This window comes from Streptomyces sp. NPDC086835 (assembly GCF_044745705.1).
Classification (GTDB): Bacteria; Actinomycetota; Actinomycetes; order Streptomycetales; family Streptomycetaceae; genus Streptomyces.
Genome location: NZ_JBIVAU010000002.1, coordinates 755,804 through 767,398, shown reverse-complemented (window position 1 = coordinate 767,398; position 11,595 = coordinate 755,804). Strand labels below are relative to the sequence as shown.

Annotated in this window: 10 protein-coding genes and 1 riboswitch; of the genes, 6 read left to right on the top strand and 4 right to left on the bottom strand. The window is 68.9% G+C overall.

The features are described from left to right. Positions 1–86: 86 nt before the first annotated feature. The gene (locus ACIPJI_RS09625; protein ID WP_402245375.1) at positions 87–1,391 is read right to left on the bottom strand and encodes a sugar ABC transporter substrate-binding protein; all 1,305 of its coding nucleotides are present in this window, start codon (positions 1,389–1,391) and stop codon (positions 87–89) included. A 306-nt stretch (positions 1,392–1,697) separates the two neighbouring features. Between ACIPJI_RS09625 and ACIPJI_RS09620 the strand changes: the two genes are divergently transcribed. The 6 genes from ACIPJI_RS09620 to ACIPJI_RS09595 all read left to right on the top strand — a co-directional run bounded on the left by ACIPJI_RS09620 (position 1,698) and on the right by ACIPJI_RS09595 (position 8,833). Further along, positions 1,698–2,462: a GntR family transcriptional regulator gene (locus ACIPJI_RS09620; protein WP_307710481.1), complete on the top strand. Its 765-nt coding sequence runs from the start codon at positions 1,698–1,700 to the stop codon at positions 2,460–2,462. A 180-nt stretch (positions 2,463–2,642) separates the two neighbouring features. Continuing rightward, positions 2,643–2,924 carry a DUF3311 domain-containing protein gene (locus ACIPJI_RS09615; RefSeq protein WP_307708206.1) on the top strand — a complete coding sequence of 94 codons (282 nt, stop codon included), beginning with the start codon at positions 2,643–2,645 and terminating at the stop codon, positions 2,922–2,924. Then, on the top strand, positions 2,921–4,555 hold the full coding sequence (mctP, locus tag ACIPJI_RS09610; protein WP_307708205.1) for a monocarboxylate uptake permease MctP: 1,635 nt from the start codon (positions 2,921–2,923) through the stop codon (positions 4,553–4,555). The genes ACIPJI_RS09615 and mctP overlap by 4 nt, the downstream gene beginning before the upstream one ends. A 101-nt stretch (positions 4,556–4,656) precedes the next feature. Beyond that, positions 4,657–5,184, top strand: coding sequence for a GNAT family N-acetyltransferase (locus tag ACIPJI_RS09605; protein WP_402245372.1), 528 nt, complete (start codon positions 4,657–4,659; stop codon positions 5,182–5,184). A 23-nt stretch (positions 5,185–5,207) separates the two neighbouring features. Further along, a riboswitch (cobalamin riboswitch) is annotated at positions 5,208–5,341 on the top strand. Between the two features lie 130 nt (positions 5,342–5,471). Further along, positions 5,472–7,820, top strand: coding sequence for a ribonucleoside-diphosphate reductase subunit alpha (locus tag ACIPJI_RS09600; protein ID WP_402245370.1), 2,349 nt, complete (start codon positions 5,472–5,474; stop codon positions 7,818–7,820). Further along, entirely contained in the window at positions 7,820–8,833 is a 1,014-nt protein-coding gene (locus ACIPJI_RS09595) for a ribonucleotide-diphosphate reductase subunit beta (RefSeq protein WP_307708203.1), read from the top strand. Before ACIPJI_RS09600 ends, ACIPJI_RS09595 begins: the two co-directional genes overlap by 1 nt. Before the next feature lie 78 nt (positions 8,834–8,911). On the opposite strand, the gene ACIPJI_RS09590 is transcribed toward ACIPJI_RS09595, so the two are convergent. The 3 genes from ACIPJI_RS09590 to ACIPJI_RS09580 form a co-directional block, all read right to left on the bottom strand. Then, entirely contained in the window at positions 8,912–9,649 is a 738-nt protein-coding gene (locus ACIPJI_RS09590; protein WP_356621347.1) for a D-Ala-D-Ala carboxypeptidase family metallohydrolase, read from the bottom strand. Between the two features lie 165 nt (positions 9,650–9,814). Continuing rightward, a complete protein-coding gene (gene def / locus ACIPJI_RS09585) occupies positions 9,815–10,459 on the bottom strand; it encodes a peptide deformylase (RefSeq protein WP_307708201.1) in 645 nt (214 codons plus the stop codon). Between the two features lie 82 nt (positions 10,460–10,541). After that, positions 10,542–11,522, bottom strand: a complete 981-nt coding sequence (locus ACIPJI_RS09580; protein ID WP_159687456.1) for a hypothetical protein — start codon at positions 11,520–11,522, stop codon at positions 10,542–10,544. Positions 11,523–11,595: the final 73 nt, after the last annotated feature.

The following is an 11,595-nucleotide window of genomic DNA, read 5'->3' as shown; positions in this document are numbered from 1 at the left end:
GGCGGAAGCCGCGTGGTGCGGTTCCCGCCCACCGCCTGGAGAGCCCTTCGGGCTTCTCGGCGGGGCGCCGGGACGCCCCAGGCCCGTCAGGACTCCTGGTTGATCAGCTCGTTGATCTTGGCGTCGGCCGCCTTGGTGGCCGCTTCCACGGAGTCACCCTTGAGGATGGCCAGGAGCATGTTCTCCAGGACCTCCTCCTTCTCGATCGAGGTCCAGCCCGGGGCGATCGGGGTGAACCACGCGTCCGGGACGGCGTTGGCGATCGGAGCGGTCTCCGGCTTCACCTTCAGCGGCTCCAGCTGCTTGGTGTTGTTCGGAAGGATGTTCTTGGCGGCGAGGACCTCCATGGACTTCTCGCTGGTGAAGAGCGAGATCCACTCCTCACCCAGGTCCGCGACCTTCGACTTGCTGGTCACCGCGAGGTCGGAACCGCCGATGAAGGAGGGCAGCGCCTTGCCGTTCGGGCCGGGCATGCCGGCCGTGACGATCTTGCCCTCGAGCTTCGGGTTGCCGTTGTTCTTTCCGTCGATGACGGAGCCGGACTCCCAGCCGTTGCCGTAGAGAAGGGCGGCCTTCTCGTTGGCCATCACGTTGGCGTGGTCCTGCTCGTCCTTGGTCTGGTCGGCCTTGTTGTACTTCTTGACCAGGTCGATGAAGTGCTGGATGCCCTTCTGCGCCTCCGGGGAGGAGAGCGAGGCCTTCCACTCCTTCGAGCCCTCGTCGTACTCGGCGATCTTGCCGTCGTAGGCGGCCACGTAGGACATGGCGGCGTACCAGTAGCGGCCCGGCAGGTAGAGGGACGAGAAGCGCTTGTCCTTCTTGCCGTACTCGGCCGAGACCTTGTCCATCGCCGCCAGGAGCTCGCCCTCGGTCTCGGGCAGCTTGTCGACGCCCGCGCCCTTCTTGAGCATCTCGGTGTTGTAGATGGCGACACGGGCGCCGGCGTAGTAAGGCACGCAGAACTGCTTGCCCTCGAAGGAGCAGGTGTCCTTCAGGCCCTGGATCCAGGTGTCGGAGTTCTGGTACTTCTTCGGGTCGATCTCCGCGAGGGCGCCGTTGAGGATGTACTGCATCGTCTCGGTGTTGCCGAGCTCGACGACGTCGGGGAACTTGTCGCCACCGAGGGCCGTGTCGAGCTTCTTGGCCTTGTCCGCCCACTGCTGGTACTGGACGTCGACCTTCACACCCGGGTACTTCTTGTTGAACTGCGCGTTGACGTCCTTGACCAGCTCGGGCCAGGTCGACTGGGCGTCGACCATCAGCCAGACGGTCAACGTCTCCTTGCGGTCCTTCGGGCTCTTCGCCGATTCACTGCCGCCGTCGGAACCACAGGCCGCGACCGAGGCCATCATGGCCACCGCACCCACCGCTGCTACGAGCTTGCGCTTCACGCCACCCTCCTCAAAGGGATGCAAGAGTTACCCCCCCACCACCCGGGAGTCGCGCAGCACTTGACGGACGCGCGCCAGATTCTGCCGTGGGGCTGGGACCTGATCTTTAATGGTTTAGACCAGTACCCGGGAGCTTGGCCTAGACCTTTAGGGGTGTCAAGGGTGTATAAGAAGGGCTGTCGTGTCCGTTATCGGACCGACACCTGAGGGAGGGCGACGACCCGTTACCGGTCCGTGCCACCATGTGAGCCGCAGCAGACGGAGGAGCCGGTGACGGCAGGAGCACAGCAGTCGGGAAGGCGGGCCATGACCATGGACGGGGGCGGCACAGAAGCCGAGGGCGGGGCACAGACCCGCACCGCGCGCGTGCCCAAGTACTACCGGCTCAAGCGCCACTTGCTCGACATGACGGAGACCCTGCCGCCGGGCACTCCGGTACCGCCGGAACGGACGCTGGCCGCCGAGTTCGACACCTCCCGCACCACCGTCCGCCAGGCGCTCCAGGAGCTGGTCGTCGAGGGCCGGCTCGAACGCATCCAGGGCAAGGGCACGTTCGTCGCCAAGCCCAAGGTCTCCCAGGCGCTCCAGCTCACCTCGTACACCGAGGACATGCGCGCGCAGGGACTGGAGCCCACGTCTCAGCTGCTGGACATCGGATACGTCACAGCCGACGACACCCTGGCCGGACTGCTGGACATCGCCGCCGGCGGCCGGGTCCTGCGCATCGAGCGGCTGCGACTGGCGAGCGGCGAGCCGATGGCCATCGAGACCACGCACCTGTCCGCCAAGCGCTTCCCGGCGCTGCGCCGCAGCCTGGTCAAGTACACCTCGCTCTACACCGCGCTGGCGGAGGTCTACGACGTCCATCTCGCGGAGGCGGAGGAGACCATCGAGACCTCGCTGGCCACCCCGCGCGAAGCCGGCCTGCTCGGCACGGACGTCGGCCTGCCGATGCTGATGCTCTCCCGCCACTCGCTGGACGCCCAGGGAGAGCCGGTGGAGTGGGTCCGCTCCGTCTACCGCGGCGACCGCTACAAGTTCGTCGCGAGGCTCCAGCGCCCCAACGGCTGACCCCGGTTCCCTCTTCCGGCCGCATGGCACCGCAACCTGTTGCGGTGCCATGTCACGTTTTGCCCCCACCGGCCGAAAGTCGTTGCCGTACCGATATGCGGACCGGGGGTGACTCGGCGCGAACGGCTCGCCTAGATTTCCTGCCCATTACACAGGTGACCAGCAAGGGGACGGAGCCGCATGTCAGCAGTGCCCGAGGCGCCGAAGGCGCCTGAAGCGCCCGAAGCGAAAGCGCCGGTCGTCACACCGGTGCGTGTGATCATCGCCCTCTGCCTCGTCGCCCCGTTCGTGGCGATGCTCTGGGTCGGTTCGTACGCGAAGCTCGAACCCACGTTCATAGGCATGCCGTTCTTCTACTGGTACCAGATGCTCTGGGTCCTGATCTCCACGGCCCTGACGATGATCGCCTACAAGCTGTGGCAGCGGGACCAGCGCGCCCGCAAGGGGGGTGCGTCCCGATGAAGGACGGCGTGAACGGCGTCGCACTCGCCGTCTTCATCTTCTTCTTCCTGGCCGTGACGGTCATGGGCTTCCTGGCCTCGCGCTGGCGCAAGGCCGAGAACGAGAACAGCCTCGACGAATGGGGCCTCGGCGGCCGGTCGTTCGGCACCTGGGTGACCTGGTTCCTGCTCGGCGGCGACCTCTACACCGCGTACACCTTCGTCGCCGTCCCGGCGGCCATCTACGCGGCCGGAGCGGCCGGCTTCTTCGCCGTGCCGTACACGATCCTCGTCTACCCGCTGATCTTCACCTTCCTGCCGCGGCTGTGGTCGGTGTCGCACAAGCACGGATACGTCACCACCTCGGACTTCGTCCGCGGACGCTTCGGGTCCAGGGGCCTGTCGCTGGCGGTCGCCGTCACCGGCATCCTCGCCACCATGCCGTACATCGCGCTCCAACTGGTCGGCATCCAGGCCGTGCTGGACGTCATGGGCGTGGGCGGCGGCGAGACCACGCACTGGTTCGTCAAGGACCTGCCGTTGCTGATCGCCTTCGGTGTCCTCGCGGCCTACACGTACTCCTCCGGACTGCGCGCCCCGGCGCTCATCGCCTTCGTCAAGGACACGCTGATCTACATCGTCATCGCGGTGGCGATCATCTACATCCCGATCAAACTCGGCGGCTTCGACGAGATCTTCGCCAGCGCCGGCGAGAAGTTCGCGCAGATCAACCCGGCCACCGACAAGCCCAACGGCGCTCTGGTGCCCGGCGAGCTGGGCCAGTGGGGCTACGCCACGCTGGCGCTCGGTTCGGCGCTCGCGCTCTTCATGTATCCGCACTCGATCACGGCCACGCTCTCCTCGCGCAGCCGTGAGGTGATCCGCCGCAACACCACCATCCTGCCGCTGTACTCGCTGATGCTGGGCCTGCTGGCGCTGCTCGGCTTCATGGCGATCGCGGCCGGAGTGAACGTCAAGAACGGCCAGCTGGCGATCCCGCAGCTGTTCGAGAACATGTTCCCCGACTGGTTCGCGGGCGTCGCCTTCGCCGCCATCGGCATCGGCGCGCTCGTCCCGGCGGCCATCATGTCGATCGCCGCGGCGAACCTGTTCACCCGGAACATCTACAAGGACTTCCTCAAGCCCGACGCGACGCCGGCGCAGGAGACCAAGGTCTCCAAGCTGGTCTCGCTGCTGGTGAAGGTCGGCGCGCTCGCCTTCGTCCTCACCATGGACAAGACGGTCGCGATCAACTTCCAGCTGCTGGGCGGCATCTGGATCCTCCAGACCTTCCCGGCGCTGGTGGGCGGTCTGTTCACCCGCTGGTTCCACCGGTGGGCGCTCATCGGCGGCTGGGCCGTCGGCATGATCTACGGCACCGCCGCCGCGTACGGTGTGGCCAGCCCGACCCAGAAGCACTTCGGCGGCTCGTCGGCGGAGATCCCGGGCATCGGCGAGATCGGCTACATCGGTCTCACCGCGTTCGTGCTGAACGTCGTGGTCACCGTGGTTCTCACCTTCGTCCTGCGGGCGGCCAAGGCCCCCGACGGCATCGACGAGACCAGCCCGTCCGACTACACGGCGGACGCGGGCGACCCGGGCGTCAAGGTGGAGCTGCCGCCGGCCACGGCGGGCGCTCCCGGCGGTCACTGACCGGTCGGGCGTCCAAGGGCCGTCGCGTCTCCCGTCCGGGGCACCTCCCCGCCCGGGAAATGCGGCGGCCCTTCGCCGTGCGCTGATGCACACTGCCGGGCATGGACATCGGAATCAGGAGAATAGAACCCGAGGAGCACACGGCACTCGGCGAGTTGACCGCCCGCGCCTATCTCGACGGCGGGCTGCTGGCCCTCGGCCAGGAGGACCCGTACATCGAGGTGCTCCGCGACGTCGCGGGCCGCGACGCGCAGGCGGAGGTGTACGTCGCCGTCGACGCGCAGGGCGCGCTGCTCGGCGGTGTGGCGTTCGTCCCGGCCGGCGGGCCGTTCGCCGACATCGCGGGACCCGGCGAGGCCGAGTTCCGGATGCTCGCCGTGGACGCCCGGGCACGCGGCCGCGGCACCGGCGAAGCCCTGGTGCGCGCCTGCGTGGAACGGGCGAGGGCCACCCCGGGGTGCGTACGGCTGGTGCTGTCGACACAGCCCACGATGTACGCGGCGCACCGCATCTACGACCGGCTGGGGTTCGTGCGTACACCGGAACGGGACTGGGAACCGGTCCCGGGCCTCGTTTCGCTGCTGACGTACGCGCTGGAGCTCCACGAGACCCCCCGACACAAGATGTAGGGGCAGGCGCAGCAGCCCGCCCCCACATGTATGCTCATCTCGCTGTCGCCACAGGGGAATCCGGTGCGAATCCGGAACTGTCCCGCAACGGTGTGATCCGGTGCGCTTTGCCGTACCCGTTCGAGTCCGAGGACCTGTCGACGGCGCATCCGGTTCGACCGATCCGGATGCCCAGACGTCCGGGCCTCGCGGTTGGGCCGGTGGACGCCGTGCGCCGTGCTGCCCAGTCACGCGTGCCACGGCCCGCCCCCTCCGCCGGCCCAGAGCCGAGCGAGGGAGAGCATCACATGACCATCGCGCCAGCCGATCCGGTCTCAGCGACGGAGAACGACGGCCCCGGGACCGCGCTGCTGCGGACCTTGACGGACCTGACGGCGGACCTGCCCGACACCGACCCGGGCAAGGTCGCCGCCGCCGCGCTGCGCGGCCGCAACGCCGGGTCCGACAGGGCAGAGCTGCACTCCCTCGCCGCCGAAGCGGCCGCGGGCCTCATCTCGGACGACCCCGCCTACTCCCGGCTCGCCGCACGTCTGCTGACCCGCACGATCGCCGAAGAGGCGGCCGGGCAGGGCGCTACCTCGTTCACCGCCTCGGTCGCCACCGGCCACCGCGAGCAACTGATCGCCGACCGCACGGCGGCCTTCGTGGCCCTGCACGCCGCGCGGCTCGACGCGCTGATCGACCTCGAAGCGGACGACCGCTTCGGCTACTTCGGCCTGCGCACCCTCTACAGCCGCTACCTGCTGCGTCACCCGATCACCCGCCAGGTCATCGAGACACCCCAGCACTTCATGCTCCGCGTCGCCTGCGGGCTCGCCGAGGACGACTCTCCGCGCGCCCTGGAGGAGGTCGCGGCGCTGTACCGCCTGATGAGCCGGCTGGACTACCTCCCCTCCTCCCCCACCCTCTTCAACTCCGGCACCCGCCACCCCCAGATGTCGTCCTGCTACCTGCTGGACTCGCCGCTGGACGAACTCGACTCGATCTACGACCGCTACCACCAGGTCGCGCGCCTTTCCAAGCACGCGGGCGGCATCGGGCTCTCGTACTCCCGTATCCGCGCCCGCGGTTCGCTGATCCGCGGCACCAACGGGCACTCCAACGGCATCGTCCCGTTCCTGAAGACCCTCGACGCCTCGGTCGCCGCGGTGAACCAGGGCGGCCGCCGCAAGGGCGCCGCCGCCGTCTACCTGGAGACCTGGCACGCGGACATCGAGGAGTTCCTCGAGCTGCGCGACAACACCGGTGAGGACGCCCGCCGTACGCACAACCTGAACCTGGCGCACTGGATCCCCGACGAGTTCATGCGCCGCGTCGAGGCGGACGCCGAGTGGTCGCTGTTCTCCCCGGTCGACGTCCCGGAGCTGGTCGACCTGTGGGGCGACGCCTTCGACGCGGCCTACCGCCGGGCGGAAGCCGCGGGACTGGCCCGCAGGTCCGTTCCCGCGCGCGACCTCTACGGCCGGATGATGCGCACCCTCGCCCAGACCGGCAACGGCTGGATGACCTTCAAGGACGCGTCCAACCGCACCGCGAACCAGACCGCGGAGCCGGGCCGGGTCGTGCACTCCTCCAACCTGTGTACGGAGATCCTCGAGGTCACGGACGACGGCGAGACGGCCGTGTGCAACCTCGGCTCCGTGAACCTCGGCGCGTTCGTCAGCGGCGACGGCATCGACTGGGAGCGGCTGGACGCCACCGTCCGCACGGCCGTCACCTTCCTCGACCGCGTCGTCGACATCAACTTCTATCCGACGGAGCAGGCCGGGCGGTCCAATGCCAGGTGGCGCCCGGTCGGCCTGGGCGCGATGGGTCTGCAGGACGTCTTCTTCAAGCTGCGGCTGCCCTTCGACTCGGCGGAGGCCAGGGCCCTTTCCACGAAGATCGCCGAGCGGATCATGCTGGCGGCCTACGAGGCCTCGTGCGACCTCGCGGAGCGCAACGGTCCGCTGCCGGCCTGGGCAGGGACCCGCACGGCACGCGGCGTGCTGCATCCCGACCACTACGACACGACGCTGAACTGGCCGGAGCGCTGGGAGGCGCTGCGTGCCCGGATCGCCGATGTCGGCATGCGCAACTCGCTGCTCCTCGCCATCGCGCCGACCGCGACCATCGCCTCGATCGCCGGTGTCTACGAGTGCATCGAGCCGCAGGTCTCCAACCTGTTCAAGCGCGAGACGCTCAGCGGCGAGTTCCTCCAGGTGAACTCCTACCTGGTGGACGACCTGAAGCGGCTGGGCGTCTGGGACGCGCAGACGCGGGAGGCGCTGCGCGAGGCGAGCGGCTCGGTGCAGGGCTTCACCTGGGTGCCGGAGGAGATCCGTGCGCTGTACCGCACCGCCTGGGAGATCCCGCAGCGCGGCCTGATCGACATGGCGGCCGCCCGTACGCCGTTCCTGGACCAGAGCCAGTCGCTGAACCTGTTCCTCGAGACGCCGACGATCGGCAAGCTCAGCTCGATGTACGCGTACGCCTGGAAGCAGGGCCTGAAGACCACGTACTACCTGCGCTCGCGCCCGGCGACCCGGATCGCGCGCGCCGCGTCGGCGGCCGTCCCGGTCCCCGCACAGGTGACGCCCGAGGATGCCGTCGCCTGCTCCCTGGAAAACCCCGAGTCCTGCGAGGCCTGCCAGTAATGAGCTCCACCACCAAGAACCTTCTCGACCCGGGCTTCGAGCTGACTCTCCGGCCCATGCGCTACCCGGACTTCTACGAGCGCTACCGGGACGCCATCAAGAACACCTGGACCGTGGAGGAGGTCGACCTGCACTCGGACGTGGCCGACCTCGCAAAGCTCTCCCCGGGTGAGCAGCACATGATCGGCCGGCTGGTCGCGTTCTTCGCGACGGGTGACTCGATCGTGGCGAACAACCTCGTGCTGACGCTCTACAAGCACATCAACTCCCCCGAGGCGCGGCTGTATCTGTCGCGGCAGCTGTTCGAGGAGGCCGTGCACGTCCAGTTCTATCTGACGCTGCTCGACACCTATCTCCCCGACCCCGAGGACCGGGCGGCGGCCTTCGCGGCGGTCGAGAACATCCCGTCCATCAGGGAGAAGGCATCGTTCTGCTTCAAGTGGATGGACTCGGTCGAGAGCATCGACCGTCTCGAGTCCCGGGCGGACCGCCGCCGCTTCCTGCTCAACCTGATCTGCTTCGCGGCGTGCATCGAGGGCCTGTTCTTCTACGGCGCCTTCGCGTACGTCTACTGGTTCCGCTCCCGCGGTCTGCTGCACGGTCTGGCCACCGGCACCAACTGGGTGTTCAGGGACGAGACGATGCACATGAACTTCGCCTTCGAGGTCGTGGACACGGTCCGCAAGGAGGAGCCGGAGCTCTTCGACGACGAACTGCGGCAGCAGGTCACCGACATGCTGAAGGAAGCGGTCGAGGCGGAGCTCCAGTTCGGCCGTGACCTGTGCGGCGAGGGACTGCCGGGCATGAACACCGAGTCGATGCGCGAATACCTCCAGTGCGTCGCCGACCAGCGGCTCACCCGCCTCGGTTTCGCCCCGGTGTACGGCTCGCAGAACCCGTTCTCCTTCATGGAGTTGCAGGGGGTCCAGGAGCTGACGAACTTCTTCGAGCGCCGCCCGTCCGCCTACCAGGTAGCGGTCGAGGGGTCGGTCGCGTTCGACGACGACTTCTGATCGTCCGATCGTCGCTCGAGAAGCAGCGGCCCGCGTCTCTCACGGGGGGAGGCACGGGCCGCTTCGGGCTTTGGTGCCTCAGATGCCGCAGCTGGGTGCGGACCAGTAGCGGCTGCCGCGGTGATCGACGTGAGTGTGGTCGTTGTGGCCGGGATAGCCCGGGCCGAGGATCCCGTTGAAGCCGTGGTTGCGGGCCTGCTGGGCCAGCTTGCACAGCGAGTGCGGTCCGGCGCCCAGGTCGGCCGCGTCGCCGTAGAGGTGGCGGCTGCTGGATGCGCCGCCGACCGCGCTGTTGCACGAGTACGACCGGAATCCGCTGGTCACGTTGATGGGCTGGTCGCCCAGGGCGTGTCGCAGGGCCTCCAGCTTCCACATCGTCCGCAGCGCGTTGGCCTTGGCGGTCGCCGCGCTCACCGCGCCACCGGACCAGTCGGAGTTGCAGCGGTTGAGTTCGGCGTAGCTGAAGTGGGCCGGTGTGCAGTCGCTGTCCTGGAGGGCGTAGATCTTGCTGAAGGTGGCGGGACCTGCGACGCCGTCGGCGGCGAGGCCGTAGGCGGACTGGAAGCGCTTGACGGCGGCGGTGGTGGCGGGCCCGTAGGAGCCGTCGACGGCGAGCACGGCGCCGTAGCCCGGGTAGCCGGACATGCGGATCTGGAGCTGGCTGACGTCGGAACCGGAAGCCCCCTGGGACAGGGTGCGCGACCAGGTGTAGCAGTCGTCGGCCTGCGCGCTCCCGGCGGTCGCGACGACCCCGCCCAGACCGGCAACCATGAGCATGACAACAGAGAGCAGCAGTCGTGCGGTACGTCTGAACATCGAGCCTCCATACCGGGTGGGGACGGTGCAACCACAGAGACTGGCGGGCCGTTCCACGCGCGTCAACCACGCCTGAGCAGGCGTCATTTGTCCGCCCAATGACGCCTGCGTGAACAGCGACGGCCCCGCTCGCGGTGAGCGGGGCCGGCGGGGTGGTGCGCGGGATCAGTCGTTGGGGACGACCTCGTAACGCGGCGTGCCCTCCGCCATCTGCCGCAGCGCGTCCTTGCGCTCACGCTTGGAGAGTCGGTCGATGTACAGGTACCCGTACAGGTGATCGGTCTCGTGCTGCAGGCAGCGGGCGAAGTAGCCGGTGCCACGCACCTTGATCGGATTCCCCTGCGCGTCCTGACCGCGGACCACCGCGTAGTCGGGACGGGCCAGCGAGGCGTACGCGGTCGGCACGGAGAGGCAGCCCTCGTTGGAGTCGTCGAGGACGCGCTCCTCCGGCGGCAGTTCCTCCAGGACCGGGTTGCAGACCACACCGGTGTGCCGCACACCCTCGTCGTCCGGGCAGTCGTAGACGAACACCTTCAGGTCGACGCCGATCTGGTTGGCGGCCAGCCCCACGCCCTCAGCCGTCTTCTGGCTGGCGAACATGTCGTCGATGAGGGCGGCGAGCTTGTCGTCGAACTCGGTGACGTCCTTGCACTCCTTGTGGAGCACGGGGTTCCCGACGACCGTGATCGGGCGCGACGTGCCGCGCTCGCGGTACGCCAGCTCACGCTCCTCGCAGTTCTCCGTGTCCACGAGGAAGCCCTCCTCGTCGACCCGCTGGTCCGTCCCCTGCTGCGACTGCTGCGACGCCATGTCAGCCTCTGCGCCCTTCTCAGTACCCGACCATGGCCCGATGCCCGGTCACTCACGTGTCCGTACAGCCTACGGGCAGTCGTCAGCAGACTTCCTCGAGATCCCGCCACTCCCGGGAGTCCGGGCTGTCCGCGACCCAGCCGTCGAGCAGGCCCCGTACCAGTCCGGCGGGCGCCGCTATGCCGCACTCGCGCTCCGGCGACCAGAGATCGCCGCCCGTACGGTGCCCCAGCGGCCCGGGGTGGCCCGGCTCGCTGTGGTCGTGCGGATCGAGGTGCTCCCCCTCGCCCTCCGCGCTCGGCATGCTTCCCTCGGAACAGGCCCGGCACAGCAGCCGCACGGACGAGGACCAGTCCTCCGCGGCGAATCCGGCGTCCGCCGCCAGCCGCTCCAGGGCGTCCCGGTCGGTCTCCGTCGCCGCCTCCAGAAGGACCACCCAGGTCGGGACGGGAGAGGGCGCCCAGAGCTCGATCTCGTCGAAGACCGGGAAGGACGGACCCGCGGTCGTGGTGCGCTCACCGTTCGGGACGCCGTCGTGCAGCACGACCTCCCCCCAGCGCCGCCCGGACGACGGCAGCGGGATGGAGAGCACCTCTATCCGGGCCGGGTCGAGCCTGCGGCCCCACACCACCTCGGCCTCGCCCTCCGGCGAGAGCCGCACCGCGGCGCTGCCCAGGTCCATGCCGACGGGCTCGCCGTTCGCCGCGGCCGCTCCGGGGACCTTCAGGCCGTACGCCTGCCAGGCGCGGCGGGCCAGCGGCCAGTCCTGGAGGGCGGTGGCGGCGATGCCGACGTTCCACCAGTCCGGAGCGCCCGTCTCCTTGTCCAGCAACGCGACCGCCCGCAGCCCCGCGGCGCGGGCCTGCTCCCAGTCGTGCCGGAACTTGTGCAGCAGCGCCAGATTGAACCAGGACTCCGAGAGCCAGGGTTCAAGATCCGCCGCCCGCGTCAACAGCGCGCCGGCGTCCTCGTACCGGCCGTCGCCGATCAGCGTGAACGCGCGGTCCGTGGCCTGCCGCCAAGAGGCGGAGGGCCGATGCCGTACCTTCCCGAAGATCCTCACGATTCCCGCCTGCCGGTCGCTCGGGGCACTGCCCGGACGCATGACTGTCTGCCTGCTTCTGTGCCTTCTTTCG